Here is a 20,362-nt window from a genome sequence, read left to right as displayed (position 1 = left end):
ACTTTATACTGGTAATAACGCTTTAGGTTACATAACTGCTTCTACTTATTTCTAACCTCTTAACTCATGTCACTTGTCGATACTGATATTTTCTCTGGGGGCAAGACGCCAACACCGAAATCGTGGATAATGCGCATATAGAATGATGCGCTCGCCTATTTAATTACTTCTAGCGCAGCCTTGCCCCTAACAAAGTTGGTCTCCTACCTATGGAAATTAAAGTAAATTTTCTCGACAACCTTCGGCTCGAAGCCAAGTTCGACGACTTCACAGTTATTGCCGATCAGCCCATTCGATATAAAGGCGACGGCTCAGCCCCAGGCCCGTTCGATTACTTTCTTGCTTCCTCAGCACTTTGTGCGGCTTATTTTGTGCGGGTGTATTGCTTGTCACGCAATATATGTACGGACAATATTCGTATATCGCAAAACAATATTGTTGATCCTGAAAATCGCTACAAACAAATTTTTAAAATTCAGGTGGAGTTACCCGAAGACATTTCAGACCGCGACCGCCAAGGTATTTTGCGTTCGATTGATCGCTGTACCGTAAAGCGTGTCGTACAAAATGGCCCAGACTTCCAAATAGAAGCCGTTGAAAGCTTAGACGCCGACACCGAAGCATTGCTCATGCTCAACCCAGACAGCAACGCCAGAAGTTACATTGTAGGTAAAGACTTACCCCTGGAACAAACCATTGCCAATATGACAGCCATGCTAGCTGAGCTTGGTATTAAAATTGAAATCGCTTCATGGCGTAACATTGTTCCCCATGTGTGGTCGCTACATATTCGCGACGCAGCTTCGCCTATGTGTTTTACCAATGGCAAAGGCTCTACTAAAGAAAGCGCACTGTGTTCAGCTCTAGGCGAATTTATAGAACGAATGAACTGTAATTTTTTCTATAATGATCAGTTTTTTGGTGAAGAAATTGCCAATAGCGAATTTGTGCACTATCCCAATGAGAAATGGTTTAAGCCTGGCCCGAATAACGAATTACCCCAGGGCATTCTCGACGACTACTGCTTAGGCATTTACAACCCAGACAACGAATTACTAGGCTCGCACTTAATCGATACCAACTCGGGCAATGTGGAGCGTGGTATTTGTTCACTGCCGTTTGTACGCCAGTCTGACGGTGAAACCGTGTACTTCCCTACTAACCTCATTGAAAACCTATATTTAAGTAACGGTATGAGTGCGGGTAATACCTTAGCCGAAGCCCAGGTACAGTGTTTATCTGAAATTTTCGAGCGCGCCGTTAAAAAAGAAATAATTGAGCAACAATTAGTATTACCCGACGTACCCGAAAGTGTACTGGCTAAATACCCTAGCATTGTGGAAGGAATTAAAGCCCTTGAAGAGCAAGGATTTCCGGTGTTAGTGAAAGACGCATCCTTAGGTGGCCAATACCCTGTGGCTTGCGTCACTTTAATGAATCCACGCACTGGTGGCGTGTTTCCTTCTTTTGGTGCTCACCCGAACCAGCAAGTGGCAATTGAGCGCAGCCTCACCGAACTACTTCAAGGGCGTAGTTTTGAAGGCTTAAATGACATTCAACTACCCACCTTTAATGACATGGCCGTAACCGAGCCGAATAACTACGTAGAGCATTTCATTGACTCTTCAGGTGTTATCTCTTGGCGCTTTTTTAGCGACAAAGCAGACTTTGAGTTTTGTGAATGGGATCATTCCGGCACCACCGAAGAAGAAGCGGCCTATTTGTTTGGCTTGCTAAAAGGCTTAGGCAAAGAAGTGTATATGACCGTGCACGATCAACTCGGTGGTGCGGTTTGCCGTATGTTAGTACCTGGGTTCTCAGAAGTGTACCCAATTGAAGACTTAGTGTGGGACAACACCAACAAAGCCCTTGAATACCGTGCCGATATTCTGAACTTGCACCGCCTAGATGAAGATGAGTTGCGCGATCTGGTAGAGCGTTTAGAAGAAAGCCAACTCGACAACTATGCCGACATTATTACCTTGATTGGCATTGAGTTTGATGAAAATACCGTATGGGGTCAGCTGACTATTCTCGAACTGAAGTTGCTTATCTATTTAGCGCTAGAAGAATTCGAAGACGCCCTCGACTTAGTGGAAGCTTTTTTACAGTACAACGACAACACCGTGGCTCGCAGGCTGTTTTACCAGGCTTTGGAAGCGGTATTAGAAATTACCTTGAGTGATGACTTAGCCCTCGAGCACTTTGTACCCAACCTAACTCGTATGTTCGGTAGTGAGGTTATGCACGCCGCAGTAGGCTCTGTGAATGGTGATGTGCGCTTCTACGGCCTTACCCCAACAAACATGCAGTTGGACGGCTTAGACAAGCACCTACGCCTGATTGAAAGCTATAAAAAGCTGCACGCTGCACGCAAGCAGCGGTTCACGAATTATTGATAGTATTTAATTAAATGTGTGCACTTACGCTTCTACTGTCCACTTCCCCATTAATGACACATCTCTAAACTAGAGCTTTCAAGTTTTTCTCGGTAAGCCACGGGCGGTAAATTACCAAGACTTTCATGGGTTCGTTCTTCGTTATAATCCAACCGCCAGAACCACGCCATTTCGCGAACCTGAGTGAGTGACTCGAACAAATATGCATTCAGGAACTCACGCCGGAACGAGCCGTTAAATCGTTCGACGAAGCCATTTTGTTGTGGCTTACCGGGCTGGATATAAACCAATTCAATAGCGTGCTCTGCGCACCAATCTGTCAAACGCGCCGAGATTAGTTCTGGCCCGTTATCAACACGAAGCTGCATCGGTAACCCTCGCTCTGCCTTCAGCTGCTCTAGCGTGCGAACAACGCGCTCGGCAGGCAGGGATGTATCCACTTCAATCGCCAAACATTCTCTTGTGCCTTCATCAAGCACGTTCAATGTTCGGTAACGCTTACCGCAATAAAGAGTGTCATGCATAAAATCTAATGCCCATTGGTGATTAGGCCGAGCAATCACTTCCAAAGACTGTGCCTGTCGTTTGGGGAGAACACGCTTTACGCGTCGCTTCAGGTTCAACCCCATGCGGCAGTACACCCGATAAAAGCTAGAGCGGCTCAAGTCCGTTAAAATACTTACTTTTACAATACTCAGGCCTGCGTCAACCAACGATTTCGAGCAGTCTTTTTTGTCTGCTGTCATCAACCTTTTTTTGCGAAAAGCTCCTTCATCGTATGATTTTCTAGGCTGACGGCTGCGAACAGCCTTTTTAGTTTTGCATTTTATTCTTCAAGCTCTTTAATACGCTTGATGTCGGACGCTTCCATACCACCGTACTTAGACTTCCAATTGTAATATGTGGCGTTACTAATTCCGTGCTTGCGGCAGATATCTTCGACCTTCATGCCAGCGTCCGTTTCCTTCAAGATCGCAATGATCTGTGTTTCAGTGAATCGTGATTTTTTCATAGTCGTCTCCTGCTTTTACTATTGCAGAAAACTCTAATTAAATCTGTCTCAGTTTATGGGAAGTGGACACATTATACGTTTATGCTCGGAGATAAAGTTGATGAGTAGTGACAAGTTAGTTGCCCCAGAGACACGGATAGATAGACCCTCCACCGATAAGCTGCAGCCTGCGCAAGGGCAGATTTCTAAAATTATAGGTTCCGGCGAAAATGCACAAAATTCAATCGTTTACAAAACAATTGGTTGGAGCTTTTTCTCAGGATTTCTTTTCTCAATTATCGTCTTCGCTTATATCGCGTATAAAGGTGATGCAAGTCCAGTAGACTCAATAAAAAGCGTTTGGTCAATATTCGTACCTGTTATAACCCTTTCTCTCGGCTACATTTTTGGTAAAACGAAGTGACGTTCAGTGACTGTACTCACTTCATTGTTAGCTATGTTTCTTTGTGACGATGCAAAGCTTGCTGATACTCAGGGCGGTAATAGTCATTGGTGCTATAAGAAAGCCTGCTCTGAATCAAACATCACCCTGTGGTGAAGATTGCGTATCAAGATAACCTAGATTGACAACCCCGCTTACCCAAAAAACGTCCATGCCCGGCCACTAAACCAATTTCTTCTATCTCTGATCTAATTCGTCTGAAAAACAAAGCGCAAAAAGTGAAAAATCACGCTACGAAGTTCGGTTTAGCAAAACCAAATTGGATCAATTGCTCGATCTAGCACCTTAGTGAAGGCAAATTATGTTCGTTTGAATAAGGTTGAGTACCATGCGCAGTATAAAGTGCCTAGTTCCAACAAAGGTAAGGTAAGGTAACCCTTCAAGCTGATTTCTTCGTGCCTTAATCCAACTTATACATTGAGTTTATTCATACGCATTGACGCTTTATAACCGACAGATCCTTGGCATGTCGCAGCCGAGCAGAGTAAGCCGATGCGCCTAGAACGCTAATAAGCATCGAGGCCCGCTTTTACTTCGCGTGACCTTTCCCCAAAAATTGAATTCGAGGAGGGCATAAGAACTATCAGTTGCAGCTTTGAATTTGAAACTTAGACTCTCGACCCCCCTATTGCTCAATTATTTCACAAGAGAGAATTGCCTCGAATTAACTAGTCGAGGTAATACATAGATGAATATTGAGTTTTTAGGGCCGCTAGGTCGAGTAACTGGTTCTTGCACTTGGATGCATGATAAAGAAAGGGGTTGGAACTTTTTGGTTGATTGTGGCATCCAGCAGGGTGAAGGCAATCCTGATATTTGGAATCAGGGTGTTGACTGGCCATTCGAGCCAAGCGAAATTAAATTTGTTTTACTAACGCATGCGCACATGGATCACTGTGGACTTATCCCTATGCTATACAAAAGGGGCTTTCAGGGTAAGGTCATCTGCACTGCAGAAACTGCAGCAATTGCCAAAGTTATGCTTGTTGATGCTACAAGGCTAGGCGCCTTTTATGATGAAAGCGATGTAGCAAAAATAAAGTGGTTAGAGCCGCGAGGGAAGTCATTGCTAGGGGGCACTCTTCATCCGGTTGCTGATGATCTCTTTATTAATTTTTATCGAACGAGCCATATTATTGGCGCCGTTGCTATTGGTGTGTACTGGGGTGACTTCAAGGCGGGTGAGCAGAAAAAGATTATTTTCTCGGGTGACCTGGGTGTCTGCAACGAAGATTCAGAGCACTTGCCTTTTCTACGTCACATCATGAAACCACACGAGTTCGATTATGCTGTTATCGAGTCTACTTACGGAGGAAAAGTTCGTTGCACAGAGGAGCAAACCGTTGAGTATCGTTGGAAGCAGATTAAGAACCTGTGTGATCAAGTTGTAGCAAATAAAAGCAGGGCGTTGTTACCTTCTTTCTCACTTGGAAGGGCACAAGATCTGCTCTTTGATTTGCATTGGGTTCTTAACTCAAACCCAGAGCAATACTCCAATATTAAAGTAGTGCTCGACTCCCCAACAGCAAACAAGCTTACTCCTATCATATTACAGGCGCTCGAACGTACCGAAGTAACCGGTAAATCCTTTAGAAAAGCACGCCCTTTATGGCTAGGAAAACAAATTTTCCGTTGGTTTGAGCTCGACGATACTGACCCAATTCAAGTAGACAGACTGATTGATATAGTGAGAGTAACTCTTGGTGAAGCGCCAAAATTCCCCGAGTATGCGGGGCTCTATGGTAATCAGATTGCAAAGTCATGGGCCTCAAAGGTTCGAGTTATCTCGGAGCGCAGCCAAAGAACACAAATACCGGAGAACGACCCCCAAATTATTCTTGCAAGTTCTGGTAGCTGTGATGGCGGTGCAGTCACGCATTGGCTGCCAACGACCGTTCGCAGCTCCAATAGCCTTATTTGCCTTACGGGGTTTTCTGGACCGAACTCAGTCGCTGGGCAGCTTTCTCAACTGCAGGGTGTAGAGCAAAGGGAAAGAAGGCGGCTTCGAGGGAGCATTCAAATAGAGAGCGCGAATCTAGATATTCCAATTCGAGACATATCATGTGAAATCACTACCTTGAATGGCTATTCAGGCCATGCGGATCAAACAGGGCTCTTGAATTGGTTATTTTGGAGTTTCAAGGGCGTGAGTAAGCGTACGGCGCCATGCGTTTTCATCCAACATGGCAATGACAATGAACGAAAAGCCTTAGAGAGGGCGATTCACGAGAGAAATGGCATAGAACCGATAGTCGTTGAACTACCGAGTCAGCGAGCTCATAAGTATAAGTTGTAGCGCAATTAGCAGAACATCAGGGGGCAACCTATGCCCCCTGTTTCTTTGAGTAACTGGCTTGAAAGTATCTGTAGTATTCGGGGTAGCGTACAATACTTCGATTAAAAGCTTGAAAACATTGGGTCGACTGACATTGGATCGACTGAGAATGCTCCAAGTCCTCGAAAATCTCTAAAAAGAGTCGGTCAATGGCCATAACCGCCATTCCTATATCTGTTAGAAAATCGACTTCAACGCTGCTTTGACGCGCACTGCGAAGCTTCTCAATAAAACCCCGAAATTTACTATAGCTAGGGAGCTTCCCTTTGCGCCAATCTTTTAGCAAGTCGCGACGTTTCTCTCCTAAGTCATACCCATTAGCGGTCTCGTCGATTTTGTCTATGGGGATATATGAGGCCATTTTGTTCAATGTTATTCGATTTTTTGACGGCGAAGTTCCAATGTCATCGGCAAGCCATTTAAGGAAAATATCAAATGAATCTTTCAGCTCAACTTTGTCACCCTCGATTACTAACGGCTGTATAAAAGAACTCATAATTCCTCGCTCAAACCACAACGGTTTTCTTTCAAGCATTTCTGGTGAAATCTGCCGAAGAAGATCCAGCCATCCAAGCTCAAGCAAAGCGATGGTCGAAAAATAGAAATCCAATCTTGAGTGGCAGAGCCAAAGGGCGATATCTTCTTCTGAATACGAATGCCGCTGCTCATTCAGAATCAGGTGAGCACAGCGCAAGGAGCTCTCGGGAATGAGCGTCTGACTCTGTAGCAGTGCGATATAGTTATTAAACACAATATCTTGTGGTGAATTCGAGAGAGAAACCTGATTTAAAAGGTCGTGCTCTAGCTCGATGCGGGCCTCGATAAAATCGATGAGATAATTCCATTGCTTCAGGTTGCTTCGTGATTGATTTAAAGCACGAGCCACTCCGATCCAACCTGTTTCGGACGCGCCCCCAGTGTATTCCTGCTCATTTGGAGTTGGTAAGTCAGGGCTGTTAGTAGCTAACATCGCATGCTGGAGAAATACAGTAACTTTATCACGTGATTTCTGACTGACTTGTTGTATACCTGCTAAGTCGTTGAATTTATAGGTTGTTGCTCGAGATAAGGGCAAGTCAATTTCCAATGAACTGCGCATTTGTTCGAGCATTTGTGCGAAACTAGTTGGTAAACCGAGCAGTTTTCTTGTATGACTCAGATTTGGCAATAATGGTGTAGACCGGCTTCCAGGCGCGGCCAGCATCTTTTCAGACGACATTGCATCTCCGTGAGATCAACTGATCTTATCCGTAAATAAGGCTGTCAAGTATCGCTGGTGTTAGTGGGCTAGCAGTACACCCCATGCTCTAAACGATGGATCAATCCTAGTAACTGCTGGAGACCGAAAAAAGTGCACAGACTCTCGATTGGGGAGTACATACCTAAGGCTAAGCAGGGATTTTTTAACCACTGACACGCCGCCTCCCGATTCCCTTCGTAAAGTGAAAACGCTGCGCTGACAACGATAATCAGAGAGTAGATTCTGTCGCTTTCTGCTGTGGTAAAGCGTTTGTGTTTGCGCCGATTTAAAGCCGCCGGGCTGGGGAGATTAAGTGCCTGCCTGATTAATGAATCAGCAAGGCCGGTAACCTGACCAACTTTTTTAACCATTGCTGGCTCGAAGCCACGATGAATAAGCTCAAGGATTGCATCATCAGCAGCGGGCAGATTCAGCTCGTCCCACAATGTCATCACTGGAGGTTGTAAGGGTGAGCAAGTTTCGGTTGTAGCTACGATCATGACTATCCTCTGCCATTTATGGGGCTCCATGCTTCATTCTGAGCTAGCAACGCCTGAACTGCAAATAAAGCTCGATTATTAACTAGCGTTTCGCAAGCAGCCCGCAACCAGCCGCTTTATCAATTCCTCTGGTGTAATACCCAGCTCGTTAGCCCGCGCTTTTATCCGCGCCGGCGTGGTGTCATCGCGCGCATAGCTGATGCTAAAACTATCTCCTTTCGGCTTTGTTAGCTCTTATGTCTCCTGCCGCCACTGTTCGCGGTGGGTATAGAGGTATACGAATACGCCAATGGCAACAATTACCGGCCCCAGGAGTATCATGATTTGAGCAATAAAATCGGTCATGGTTGGTTTCGCTCCTGAAAAGTTAGGTAAAAACCACGCTACCACGAATTTTGTAGTGGCAAACTAATTTTAGCCACCTGAGTAGAGCTGTTATCGTCATGAAGATTCAAATACCGACAATGAAGATTCAAATACCGACAATGAAGATGAATAACAGCCGTGGTCGACTCCTGGATTAACCTCCGAGAGTTTTCTAGAACTCCAATGCCTACCCCTACCAAACAGTAGCCAAAACCCCCATCTCTGATCTAATACACCTGAAAAGCAAAGCGCAAACGTGAAAATCGAGCTACAGGGTCACTTTTTACAACCCAGTAGAAACCCCCTCGTAAATTCTTCACCTTTGCCATTCGCTAACGCAAAATGAACACAGTTAATCGACGGAGACACACTATGTACCTAGAACCTAATCCTGAGAATCGCGCAGACATTTTAAATCGGTATGGCGAAAAGGAGCGCATGCTTCGCAGCTGCGAAGTAATTAGCATGTTGGCCATCAGTCGAACTAGCCTGTGGCGTTATGAGCGCGCGGGCATGGTACCACCGGGTAAAATACTTGGTAGTCAGAAGTATTGGCGCCTGTCGTCGGTCTTACACTGCATTGAGACAATGCCAACAGATCCTTCGCATCTTGCAGCCTAAAAGACTAATCCGATGCGCCTCGAACGCTAGAAATCATCGAGGCGCGCTTTCACTTGATGCTGCCCCAATCGCTTACCTATTTCACCGCCCCATTCTGCATTCCAAAATCGCGCTACCAAATCGGCTTAGCAAAAACAAATTGAATCAATTGCGCGATCTCGCACCTGTGGTAATCTTCTGTCAGAGGTTGAAGTGAAAAGTAAGATAAGAGTGGCAAGTGTAAGCGGGAAACTGTCAATGGGTTGCCAATGGGACGCCATACTGCACCCCAAGCGGAATTAGGTAAAACTCAAGATGACGTAAGTCATTGAAAAGATTGGTGGCCCCTCCCAGACTTGAACTGGGGACCTACCGATTATGAGTCGGGCGCTCTAACCAACTGAGCTAAGGGGCCATCTTGGAAGGTGTTCTAATGAAGCGGCGGCAAGTATAACCAATTCCTATACAATAAAAAAGCGCCTCGCGGCGCTTTTTTGTTTACTTGCTTATTTATTCATCTAAGAAGCTTTTTAACTGCTCGCTACGGCTTGGGTGGCGCAGTTTACGAAGTGCTTTGGCTTCAATTTGACGAATTCGCTCACGGGTTACGTCAAACTGCTTACCAACTTCTTCGAGAGTATGGTCGGTATTCATATCGATACCAAAACGCATACGCAGTACCTTCGCTTCACGCGGAGTGAGGCCACCAAGAACATCGTGAACGGCGTTCTGAAGGCTTTCCGCTGTTGCTGAGTCAACCGGTAGATCGAGCGTGGTGTCTTCAATAAAGTCACCTAAGTGCGAATCTTCGTCGTCACCAATCGGCGTTTCCATGGAGATAGGCTCTTTGGCAATTTTCAGTACCTTGCGCACTTTATCTTCAGGCATGGCCATACGCTCAGCTAGCTCTTCAGGGTGCGGTTCGCGGCCCATTTCTTGTAGCATTTGGCGAGCAACACGGTTCAGTTTATTAATCGTTTCGATCATATGAACCGGAATACGGATGGTGCGCGCTTGGTCGGCAATTGAACGTGTAATTGCTTGGCGAATCCACCAGGTTGCATAGGTAGAAAACTTAAAACCACGGCGGTATTCGAACTTATCAACCGCTTTCATCAAGCCAATGTTACCTTCCTGAATAAGGTCTAAGAACTGCAAACCACGGTTGGTATATTTTTTGGCTATAGAAATTACAAGACGTAAGTTCGCTTCAACCATCTCTTTTTTCGCTCGGCCCGCTTTCGCTTCGCCAATCGACATACGACGGTTAATATCTTTGACGTTGGCAATGGTTAAGCCTGTTTCAACAGATATTTCATGGAGTTTCTGCACACAGCGTTCAACTTCACTGCGTTGTTCGTCAAGGCTAGCGCTGTAGCTAACATTTTTATTTACCAACGCATTGAACCAGTCCATGGTGCTTTCATTACCTGAAAATGCTTGTACGAAGGTACGCTTTGGTAGCTTGGTGTTTTCTAAGCAAAGCTTCATGATCAAACGCTCTTGTACACGAACACGATGCATAACTTCACGCATGTCACGTACTAAACGGTCGAACATTTTTGGCACTAACTGGAACTGACGGAAAAACTCGCCTACTTTCTCAATTTCTGCTGCTGACTTTGGATGATCGCGGCCGTACTTCTCTATGGTTTGACAAGCTACGTTGTACATTTCACGCAGCTCAGTAAATTTAGCGCGGGCAAGCTCTGGGTCGAGGCCGGTATCTACTTCTTCCTCTTCCGCTTCTACTTCAACGTCTTCGTCTTCTTCGTCAGCTGCTTTCTTTTGTTCTTCAGTAAGCTCTGAACCAACGTGAGTAGCGGTTGGCGCTGCTTCTTCAACCTCGTCAGGGTCAAGGAAGCCAATAATAACGTCGGTTAAACGTATTTCTTCTGCTTCATACGCATCCCATTGTTCTAACAAGTAGTTAATTGCTTGGGGGTATTCAGCAATAGATGATTGAACTTGGTTAATACCTTCTTCAATGCGCTTAGCGATTACAATTTCGCCTTCACGAGTAAGAAGTTCTACAGTACCCATTTCACGCATATACATGCGAACTGGGTCGGTTGTTCGACCAATTTCACTTTCTACACTAGCAAGGGCTGCTGCGGCCGCTTCTGCAGCGTCCTCATCAGCTGAGTCTTCGCTCATCATTAACTCATCGGCATCTGGGGCGTTTTCAAACACCTTAATACCCATGTCGTTAATCATGCGAACTATATCTTCGATTTGCTCCGAATCAACAATATCTTGGGGCAAGTGATCGTTTACTTCAGCAAAGGTTAAATACCCCTGCTCTTTGCCTTTAGCAATAAGAAGTTTCAGTTGCGACTGCCGAGTCTGCATACAGGCCTTCACCTCAGTTGAATGATTTGTGGGATGCTGCTGGAATGACCGATTAGTATAGCAAATAGGCGGTTATTCAGCCAGCCGATAATAGAACTAATTTTAGACCGCTTGCTTCAGCTTGGTGTGCTTTTCAACGCACGAATGATTTGCTCTATCTCACGTAACCGCTCGGTAGTTAACTCTTGCGGAGGTAATGTGCGCAGTTCTTCGTAACGTTGCTCTAGATAACGGTCTATTAGGAACATATAGGTGTCTTTAAATTCTTGCTCTAAATGCTCTTCGCGTATTTGGTGGTTCCATTGCGCCAAACTGCGTAAGTTTTCTTCATAGCGAGTGCCTCGCCAACCTTCCAGTAACTGCGCGGAATTTAAGTCATTACTATAGGTTTGCCGATGAAGGGCAACAAATACTCGCGCACCTTCGACTTTTAATGCTTCTAATGCATTATTAACTGGCACAGTTTTCCCTAGTTCTGGGTGTTGCACCAATAGGCCCATTGCTCGCTCAATAGGCGTGCTACGTTTCTTTGACGCCTCAGACGCTGGCATTTTAACCGTTGGTTTGGCTATCATTTGGTTAAGTTGTGTTACGTCACGACCTAGGCGCCGAGCTAATTCCTCGAGCATTAAGTCGCGATAAAATTCACTTTGCATACGCTCTATAAGAGGCTTTGCCGCAGCAATAAGTGCACCTTTACCGGCATCTTGAGTTAAGTCGATAGTGGCCGACAAGTGTTCAAAAAAGTAGCTGCGCAATGAAGTTGCCTGCTCAATACGCTGCATAAAGCCTTGTTGGCCTTCAGCACGAACGATTGAGTCGGGGTCGTCGCCTTCTGGTAAAAATAAAAAACGCAGGTCTTGACCGTCACGTAACAGCGGTAAGGCATTTTCTAACGCACGCCAAGCCGCATCACGACCAGCTCGGTCGCCGTCGAAGCAACACACCACTTGTGGTGATTGTCGAAACAATAATTGTAATTGATCCGGTGTTGCGGCTGTCCCAAGCGATGCCACGGAGTTGCGCACACCATGTTGAGCCAAAGCCACTACGTCCATGTAGCCTTCAACAATTATCACTTGCTCAAGTTGCTTGTAATGCTGCTTCATTTCATAGAAGCCGTATAACTCTCGCCCTTTATGAAACAGCCGCGTTTCAGGCGAGTTTAAATATTTAGGGTTTTGTTCATTATCGAGTACCCGACCACCAAACCCTACTACTCGTCCGCGCCGATCTCGAATAGGAAACATCAGTCGATCGCGGAAGAAATCAAACCGTCGGCCACGTTCATTTTCGCTTACTAGTTTTAGAGCAAGTAATTGTTGCTCTGCCTTAGCATTACCACCGAACTTTTTAAGTACGCTGTCCCATTCACTCGGCGCATAACCAATGCCGAATGCTTTCGCTGTTTCGCCGGTTAAGCCACGATTTTTCAAATAATCGATAACTTGAGTAGACTTTTCATGGTAGCGAAGTTGCTGCATAAAAAACTGTGCAACTTTTTCCATCAGCTCGAAGTCGTTTTCAATTTCAACTCGATCACGGCTTACACCGCCTCGGCCTTTTTCGCGCGGTACTTCTAAACCAAGCTCGGCGGCAAGTACTTCAACGGCATCAGGGAATTCCAAACCATCGTATTCCATAATAAAATCGATGGCATTACCGTGTGCGCCGCAGCCAAAACAGTGATAAAACTGCTTGTCGGGTGCAACTGTAAAAGACGGTGTTTTCTCACTATGGAACGGACAGCAAGCTTGGTAATTTCGTCCGGCTTTTTTTAACCGTACTCGCGAGTCTACAACGGACTGAATATCGGCCCGAGCAACTAAGTCTTGAATGAAGTCTTTTGGAATGAGTCCAGCCATGGTCTTAATGTACTCTGAGTATAGGCACAAAAAAACCGTGCGGAACACGGTTTTTTCTGGTCATCTGTTCGCGCTTGCTGGAGAAATACTCGCTTACGCTACTTTTAACCGGCGTAAAGCTTAATACAGGCGAGTGCGACGAGCATTTTCACGAGATAATTTCTTAGCATGACGTTTTACCGCTGCTGCTTTTTTACGCTTACGTTCTGCCGTAGGCTTTTCATAAAACTCACGACTACGTACTTCTGATAGTACACCTGCTTTCTCACAAGAACGCTTAAAGCGACGCAAAGCGACGTCAAATGGTTCATTCTCTTTTAATTTAACTGCTGGCATTAGCCCCTCACCTCAAAAATTGTTAACACTATAAACTGGAAAAACTGGTGCTGAATACTAAACAAATAAAGTGCGCCTGTAAAGCCCTTTGCTTGTTTTCTACCCTTTGATCGCTTGTTTGATCAATTTAGAATGTAAAACCAGATTATTTAGTGATGATGAAAATTGTTTATCGTCTCGGTCAACGAGTAAACCTAAAGTTAAGTCGTCGCCACCTTGTTTTGTTCCGCGAATTTCGCCTTGTATTTTAAGTAATGAGCGTTCTTCGTCAAATATCTCTATTTCAACAACGGCTCCGCTCAAGTCTTCATTTTCTAACTCAGCAATAGCTTTGGTTTCAAAGCTTATACCACCCCGTGAAATGTCTTTAATTGCGCCTTTTATCTCGGTTAAGCCACTTTCTTCTGAAAAAGGCGAAGCTAAATTCGGAGCGCCGCGTATTACTGCATCTAAATCTACTTCAAGCCGTGGTGTTTGCCTAAGTATACGCGTTTCAAAGCGTTCAGGATAAGTAAGAAAAACCATGCGCTGAGGCCGAGAAACAACGCTTAAGAAAGTAGCAACCGCCGCTATTATTTGCCCTTGGGCTAAAACACCACGCACAACTACTGTCGACGCTTCGAGAAACCACTCTTGTACTTCAGTCCAATTGTGTTTTCTTGATATTTCAACTATCAAGTATTCTGGTTTTCTCTGCCCAACTAGCAACCCTCTTACGCGCTCACTATGAGTGCCAAAACGCAATTCCAATTCAATGGCCACAGGTCGTAACGATGTTGAAAAGCCTTCAGTACTCATAGTTTCTAATACTCCCTACAGAGTAATGTTTAATCCTCGCCGATCACACTGACACGACCACGTATATAATAACACAACCACAGTTATTACTTTAATTCGGGCACCGCTAAGCCTTGTGCGCTATAGAAATCTGCCACAAAACTATCGAACGTACCGTTGTCTAGCGCCTCGCGCATACCACGCATAACGTCTTGATAATAATGTAAGTTATGAATAGTGTTTAAACGCGCACCTAAAATTTCTTGGCAACGGTCTAAATGATGCAAATAAGCACGTGAATAATTTTTACATGTGTAACAACTACATGACGCATCTAATGGGCTGGTATCTGTACGGTGTCGAGCATTGCGTATTTTAATCACCCCTTCACGTACAAACAAATGCCCATTGCGAGCATTACGGGTTGGCATAACACAATCGAACATGTCTACCCCACGACGTACTGCTTCAACCAAATCTTCAGGTTTGCCAACACCCATTAAATAGCGCGGTTTATTGGCCGGCATTTCAGGAGTTATATAGTCGAGAATGCGCATCATGTCTGCTTTGGGCTCGCCTACCGACAAACCACCTATAGCGTAACCGTCGAAACCAATGTTTTCTAACCCTTCTAAAGAGATGGTACGCAACTCTTCGTACATACCCCCTTGGATAATACCAAACAGCGCAGCGTCATTACCTGCATGGGCATTCTTTGAACGCTCAGCCCAGCGTAACGACAATTCCATTGATACCCGTGCTTCTTCGTGGGTGGCTGGGTGTGGTGTACACTCGTCGAAGATCATAACAATGTCAGAGCCCAGCTTTCGCTGTACATCGATTGACTTCTCTGGAGTTAAGAATATTTTCTCGCCATTAAAAGGCGAACGAAAATCAACCCCTTGTTCGGAAATTGTGCGCAACTTACCTAAGCTAAACACTTGAAAGCCGCCCGAGTCGGTTAAAATTGGCTTATCCCAATTCATAAAGTTATGTAAGTCGCCATGCTGTTCAATAATATCGGTGCCTGGGCGCAACATTAAATGGAACGTGTTGCCTAAACAAATTTGTGCCCCGGTGGCGGCCACTTCTTCTGGCGTCATGCCCTTCACAGTACCTAATGTTCCTACTGGCATAAATGCTGGAGTTTCGACAATCCCACGCGGAAAGGTTAATCGGCCCCGGCGGGCCTTACCGATGGTACTTAATAATTCGAAAGTCATACGACTCATAATAATACTCAACTTATTCTGTAGGTTTACAACTTATAAACATGGCATCGCCATAACTAAAAAAGCGATATTCTTGCTGTATAGCTTCTTCATACGCTTTAAACACGGCATCTTTTCCAGCAAACGCCGACACCAGCATAATCAAGGTTGATTCCGGCAAGTGAAAATTCGTTACCATGGCATCGACAATTTGGAACTTATAGCCTGGGTAAATAAAGATATCGGTGTCACTAGCAAAGGGTTTTAACTCTCCCTCGGCCGCTTGTGCGGCCGATTCTAACGAGCGCACAGACGTTGTACCAACGGCTATAACACGCCCGCCACGGGCTCGAGTAGCGGCTATCGCTTGTACTACTTCGGCCGACACTTCTGCATATTCACTATGCATTTTATGCTCGAGTACGTTATCTACCCGCACCGGCTGAAAAGTGCCAGCGCCCACATGCAAGGTAACGTGGGCAAATTGCACGCCTTTAGCCTGTAATTCCGCCAACAGTGCCGAGTCGAAATGTAAGCCCGCGGTTGGTGCCGCTACAGCACCTAATTTACGGCTATATACAGTTTGGTAGCGCTCTCTGTCGGCTAGTTCGTCGGGGCGATCGATATAAGGCGGTAAGGGCATATGGCCATATTGATCAAGCCACGCTAATACGCCACGGCTGGGGTCAAATTGAATTTCAAACAAGGCGTTGTCGCGGCCAACAACTGTTGCTGGCACTGCATTTTCCAGTAATAACTTAGTGCCTGCTTTAGGCGCACGGTTACAGCGTACATGTGCCAACACCCTATGTTCACCAGTAACACGCTCAACTAACACTTCAACCTTGGCACCCGACACTTTTGCGCCGAGCAAACGTGCTGGAATAACTCGTGTGTCATTAAAAACCAATAAATCGCCTGCGTTTATTAGCTTTAATAGGTCGCGAAATTGACCATGGCTAATTGCCCCCGTGGGGCCGTCTAAATGTAATAGCCGGCTGCTAGTTCGGTCTTCCTGCGGGTATCGCGCAATAAGTTGATCGGGGAGTACAAAGGAATAGTCTTGTCGCTTCATTACAAGCCAAATAATTGTATTAAATTTAAATTAAGGCCCGCTATACGAGCGCTTGAACACGCTCGTTTAATTCAACAATACGTTGGGCCATGCCAGCAATAATCGCATCTTTGAGCTTTTCACGAATAGCAGAAGACAATGACCTTAGTGCCGTAATATCGAGCCGCAGTAAGAGTGCGTCTTCGTAAGCTACCGCCGAGGCACTGCGTGGACCTTGAGTGATAAAAGCACCTTCGCCAAGAAACTCACCAGCGCTAACGGTGCCTAAAATACGATTTTTTTGCGTTTGAACAATATTTATTTTACCGCTCAGAACTAAATAAAAGGTGGCATCAATTTCACCTTCTCGGAACACTCTAAAGTTCTTTTTACAAAAATAAACTTCTAGTCGGTCTTCAAGTAAAACTCGGCGTTCTTCTAAAGAAAACTGCCTAAAGAAATCTAGCCGATTTATAATTTCGAGCAACTTCAACTTCGATACTCTATCGACCTGCTTCATTTCGATGCCCTTAGATACAAAAAATTGACCGCAAACTAGAATGTATAAACTAAGGTTACAGCCATTTCTGTATCGAGCTTTTCTGGTAATTCGCCTGATGTTTTCGGAGTAACCGTACTATTATGGGTTAACGTCATGGTTAAGCGCATAGCTAAACGAGAATTAAGATTAGCCGTTAACGCAGAAACGCCTCGCGAACGAGTATTGTCTGCACCAATTTCAGTCGATATTAATTGTGTAAAGCGAGCGCTTTCGGAAATTGTCCATTCTATATTGGTAGCTAAACGTAAAATGCTATCTATATCTGTGCTGCCGTCCATTAGCTTGTTGTATGACAAACCCGGACCGATTTCAAAGTCAGCAAACACATTTTCATTATAGCGATAACGTGAACCATAACCTGCTGCAATTGACGACTGAAAGTCGAAACTTGCTTTGCGGTCGTCTTCATAAGAGCCATACATAAAAAAGGATGAGTTTTGGCCCTTACCAAACATTCGGTTCGACTGTAACGAAGTAAAAAAGCGATCTGCGTCTACTTGCGTACCCGTGTCTGTTTTTCGTTCCGCACGGTCGTAAGTTAAAGCCCCTCGATGACGCCATAGCTGTGTGTCGCGTTGAATATCTAGTTTTGTTTTCCATGACTTCGAATCGGTATTACCTGAGCGCATTAAGAAACCAAATTCAGCGCTAGCTCGCCATACACTTTTTTCTTCTGCGGCAGGATCACGATCTTGAATATCATCAAACATAAAGCTAGAAGGCGCAGCCGTTGCTGTGACACTGAACATGCCAATCGCTAGCACTAATAATCGCACGAATACCTCACTCAATATCGTGATTAACATAACAATACGAATAGTGTAGCAAAAAACAGCTGCACTCTTGTAGTCTTTTCTAGCGGTTTGCTGGAATAAAAAAATACCAGCTATAAACTGGTATTTTATTTAGTAAAAATTGTTATGCAGTAGCAACGACGAATAGCATTTATTACTTAATAATTGCTTTTAGCTCGCCACGCTCATAGCGCTTGTACATAACTTCTAGTGACACCGGCTTAATTTTACTTGCCTGACCTGCGGCACCAAAAGCTTCATAGCGCGCAATACAAATGTCTTTCATCGCTTTGGTGGCTACTGCGAAATATTTACGCGGGTCGAATTCGGCTTTGTTTTCCGCTAAAAAGCGGCGAATAGCACCTGTAGAGGCTAAACGCAAGTCGGTGTCTATATTCACTTTACGTACACCGTGGCGAATTCCTTCTTGAATTTGCTCTACCGGTACGCCGTAGGTTTCACCAATTTGTCCGCCAAATTCATTAATAATGGCTAGCCATTCTTGTGGTACCGACGAAGAGCCATGCATAACCAAGTGGGTGTTTGGAATGCGAGCATGAATGTCTTTAATACGGTCGATAGAAAGAATGTCGCCTGTGGGTGGCCGAGTAAACTTATACGCACCATGAGAGGTACCAACTGCAATCGCTAAAGCATCTACCTGTGTTGCACGAACAAAGTCAGCAGCTTCTTCTGGGTCGGTTAATAGTTGTTCAGCTGTTAATATACCTTCAGCGCCCACACCGTCTTCTTCACCTGCTTGACCGGTTTCAAGCGAGCCTAAGCAACCTAACTCGCCTTCTACCGACACGCCGCACGCATGGGCCATTTCCACCACTCGACGGGTTACGTCTACGTTATAGTCATAATCGGCTGGCGTTTTACCGTCTTCCAACAATGAACCGTCCATCATTACCGAGCTAAAGCCCAATTGAATTGAACGTTGGCAAATTGCCGGTGACGTACCGTGATCTTGGTGCATAACCACTGGAATATGTGGGAATTCTTCAATAGCTGCAAGAATCAGGTGACGGAGAAAAGGGGCACCAGCATAACTTCTTGCACCAGCCGATGCCTGCACTATCACGGGGCTGTCGGTTTCGTCCGCCGCTTCCATAATGGCCCGCATTTGTTCTAAGTTATTTACGTTAAACGCCGGGATACCATAGCTATGCTCAGCAGCGTGATCGAGCATTTGGCGCATTGAAATTAGTGCCATATCGGAAACTCCTTTACCTAATTTATTTGAATCTAATTTGTATTATTTTACTTTCGTTTTCTTAGTATACGTTGCAAAGGCTTAACTGTCTTGCCCACGTGCTTGCAAAATAGCCAGCGCCGGTAGTGTTTTACCTTCTAAAAACTCCAAGAATGCGCCACCGCCAGTTGAAATATAAGAAATTTTTGCGGCAATACCAAACTTGTCGATAGCAGCAATGGTGTCGCCGCCACCTGCCACGCTAAAGGCGTTGCTGTCGGCAATGGCGCGAGCTAGTGTTTCTGTACCTGCGCTAAACTGGTCAAACTCAAACACGCCAACTGGACCATTCCAAATAATTGTACCGGCATTTTTTAATAACTGCGCTAGCTGTTCTGCAGTGTCTGGGCCAATATCAAAAATCATTTCGCCGCTAGCAACGTCTACAACTGGCTTTGTTATCGCTGCAGCGTCTTCTGCAAATCGCTGACCAACCACTACGTCGGTAGGTATGGGTATTTCCGCACCACGAGTTTTTGCCGATTCGGATAAGCGCTTCGCTTCATTCACTAAATCTGCTTCATACAGCGACTTTCCGACTGGGTAACCAGCCGCTGCAATAAAAGTATTGGCAATACCGCCACCCACAATAAGCTGGTCTACTTTGCGTACCAATGAATTAAGTAACATAAGTTTCGTCGATACTTTTGAACCGCCCACAATAGCTACTAAAGGCCGTTTGGGGTTTTCAAACACCTTACCTAAGGCGTTTAGTTCGGCGGTTAACAAAGGGCCCGCACAGGCAATAGGCGCATACTGCGCAACGCCATAGGTCGAGGCTTGTGCCCGATGCGCGGTACCAAAGGCGTCCATAACGAAAATATCACAGAGGGCAGCAAGCTTTCTTGCTAATTCTGGCTCGTTTTTCTTTTCGCCTTTATTAAAGCGCACGTTTTCAAACAGCACCAACTCACCACCAGCCACTTCTACGCCATCTAGATAGTTGCTTTCTAAGCGAACAGGAAACGGCAGGTGCTCGGCTAAATAGCGGGCAACTGGCGCCATAGAAAACTCCGCATCATAGCGACCTTCTTCTGGCCGACCTAAATGCGACATCACCATAACTTTAGCACCTTGTTCCAAGGCTTTTTTTAAGGTTGGTAAGGCTGCACGCAAACGTGCGTCTGAAGTAACAACACCATTGTTAATAGGTACGTTTAAGTCTTCCCTGATAAGTACTCGCTTGCCGCGTAAATCCAATTCATCCATCAATTTTACTGTCATTGCGTTACCTTCGTGTGCTTGTTAATTTTCAATTT

The 20,362-nt window shown here is 45.2% G+C and carries 16 protein-coding genes, 1 tRNA gene and 1 pseudogene; 4 read left to right on the top strand and 14 right to left on the bottom strand.

Annotated elements, in window-relative coordinates; all coding sequences use genetic code 11:
- The first annotated feature begins 209 nt into the window (after window positions 1-209).
- Window positions 210-2,399 (top strand): OsmC domain/YcaO domain-containing protein, encoded by a 2,190-nt coding sequence (locus M1L23_RS14495; RefSeq protein ID WP_252628150.1) that lies wholly within the window; start codon window positions 210-212, stop codon window positions 2,397-2,399.
- A gap of 50 nt (window positions 2,400-2,449) precedes the next feature.
- On the opposite strand, the pseudogene M1L23_RS14490 reads toward M1L23_RS14495, so the two are convergent.
- Window positions 2,450-3,411, bottom strand: a pseudogene (locus M1L23_RS14490) (IS3 family transposase).
- A 100-nt stretch (window positions 3,412-3,511) separates the two neighbouring features.
- Between M1L23_RS14490 and M1L23_RS14485 the strand changes: the two are divergent.
- Window positions 3,512-3,814, top strand: a complete 303-nt coding sequence (locus tag M1L23_RS14485) for a hypothetical protein (protein WP_252628149.1) — start codon at window positions 3,512-3,514, stop codon at window positions 3,812-3,814.
- A gap of 727 nt (window positions 3,815-4,541) precedes the next feature.
- Window positions 4,542-6,149, top strand: a complete 1,608-nt coding sequence (locus M1L23_RS14480; protein ID WP_252628148.1) for an MBL fold metallo-hydrolase — start codon at window positions 4,542-4,544, stop codon at window positions 6,147-6,149.
- Window positions 6,150-6,177: 28 nt separating this feature from the next.
- Here the strand turns inward: M1L23_RS14480 and M1L23_RS14475 are convergent, their stop codons facing one another.
- The gene (locus M1L23_RS14475) at window positions 6,178-7,407 is read right to left on the bottom strand and encodes a hypothetical protein (protein WP_252628147.1); all 1,230 of its coding nucleotides are present in this window, start codon (window positions 7,405-7,407) and stop codon (window positions 6,178-6,180) included.
- A gap of 68 nt (window positions 7,408-7,475) precedes the next feature.
- Complete coding sequence (locus tag M1L23_RS14470; protein ID WP_252628146.1) at window positions 7,476-7,928, bottom strand: antitoxin Xre/MbcA/ParS toxin-binding domain-containing protein; 453 nt, start codon at window positions 7,926-7,928, stop codon at window positions 7,476-7,478.
- Between the two features lie 738 nt (window positions 7,929-8,666).
- Between M1L23_RS14470 and M1L23_RS14465 the strand changes: the two genes are divergently transcribed.
- Window positions 8,667-8,915 carry a helix-turn-helix transcriptional regulator gene (locus tag M1L23_RS14465; RefSeq protein ID WP_252628145.1) on the top strand — a complete coding sequence of 83 codons (249 nt, stop codon included), beginning with the start codon at window positions 8,667-8,669 and terminating at the stop codon, window positions 8,913-8,915.
- Between the two features lie 317 nt (window positions 8,916-9,232).
- On the opposite strand, the gene M1L23_RS14460 is transcribed toward M1L23_RS14465, so the two are convergent.
- From M1L23_RS14460 to M1L23_RS14410, 11 genes are all read right to left on the bottom strand, one after another.
- Window positions 9,233-9,309, bottom strand: a tRNA-Ile gene (locus M1L23_RS14460).
- Window positions 9,310-9,404: 95 nt separating this feature from the next.
- The gene (gene rpoD, locus M1L23_RS14455) at window positions 9,405-11,246 is read right to left on the bottom strand and encodes an RNA polymerase sigma factor RpoD (RefSeq protein ID WP_252628144.1); all 1,842 of its coding nucleotides are present in this window, start codon (window positions 11,244-11,246) and stop codon (window positions 9,405-9,407) included.
- 116 nt (window positions 11,247-11,362) lie between these two features.
- The gene (gene dnaG, locus M1L23_RS14450; RefSeq protein WP_252628143.1) at window positions 11,363-13,111 is read right to left on the bottom strand and encodes a DNA primase; all 1,749 of its coding nucleotides are present in this window, start codon (window positions 13,109-13,111) and stop codon (window positions 11,363-11,365) included.
- 120 nt (window positions 13,112-13,231) lie between these two features.
- On the bottom strand, window positions 13,232-13,447 hold the full coding sequence (rpsU, locus tag M1L23_RS14445; protein WP_252628142.1) for a 30S ribosomal protein S21: 216 nt from the start codon (window positions 13,445-13,447) through the stop codon (window positions 13,232-13,234).
- A 99-nt stretch (window positions 13,448-13,546) separates the two neighbouring features.
- Window positions 13,547-14,245 (bottom strand): PilZ domain-containing protein, encoded by a 699-nt coding sequence (locus M1L23_RS14440; RefSeq protein ID WP_252628141.1) that lies wholly within the window; start codon window positions 14,243-14,245, stop codon window positions 13,547-13,549.
- 86 nt (window positions 14,246-14,331) lie between these two features.
- Window positions 14,332-15,447, bottom strand: coding sequence for a tRNA guanosine(34) transglycosylase Tgt (tgt, locus tag M1L23_RS14435; protein WP_252628260.1), 1,116 nt, complete (start codon window positions 15,445-15,447; stop codon window positions 14,332-14,334).
- A 22-nt stretch (window positions 15,448-15,469) separates the two neighbouring features.
- Entirely contained in the window at window positions 15,470-16,510 is a 1,041-nt protein-coding gene (queA, locus tag M1L23_RS14430) for a tRNA preQ1(34) S-adenosylmethionine ribosyltransferase-isomerase QueA (RefSeq protein ID WP_252628140.1), read from the bottom strand.
- A gap of 40 nt (window positions 16,511-16,550) precedes the next feature.
- Window positions 16,551-17,009 carry a Crp/Fnr family transcriptional regulator gene (locus tag M1L23_RS14425; protein ID WP_252628139.1) on the bottom strand — a complete coding sequence of 153 codons (459 nt, stop codon included), beginning with the start codon at window positions 17,007-17,009 and terminating at the stop codon, window positions 16,551-16,553.
- A 35-nt stretch (window positions 17,010-17,044) separates the two neighbouring features.
- The gene (locus M1L23_RS14420) at window positions 17,045-17,827 is read right to left on the bottom strand and encodes a DUF481 domain-containing protein (protein ID WP_252628138.1); all 783 of its coding nucleotides are present in this window, start codon (window positions 17,825-17,827) and stop codon (window positions 17,045-17,047) included.
- A gap of 172 nt (window positions 17,828-17,999) precedes the next feature.
- On the bottom strand, window positions 18,000-19,064 hold the full coding sequence (fba, locus tag M1L23_RS14415; protein ID WP_252628137.1) for a class II fructose-bisphosphate aldolase: 1,065 nt from the start codon (window positions 19,062-19,064) through the stop codon (window positions 18,000-18,002).
- An 81-nt stretch (window positions 19,065-19,145) separates the two neighbouring features.
- Window positions 19,146-20,327: a phosphoglycerate kinase gene (locus tag M1L23_RS14410; protein ID WP_252628136.1), complete on the bottom strand. Its 1,182-nt coding sequence runs from the start codon at window positions 20,325-20,327 to the stop codon at window positions 19,146-19,148.
- Between the last annotated feature and the right edge of the window lie 35 nt (window positions 20,328-20,362).

Source organism: Aliidiomarina quisquiliarum (assembly GCF_023922585.1).
Classification (GTDB): Bacteria; Pseudomonadota; Gammaproteobacteria; order Enterobacterales; family Alteromonadaceae; genus Aliidiomarina; species Aliidiomarina quisquiliarum.
Note: the sequence above shows the minus strand (reverse complement) of the source record. Positions and strands in the feature narration are given on the sequence as shown.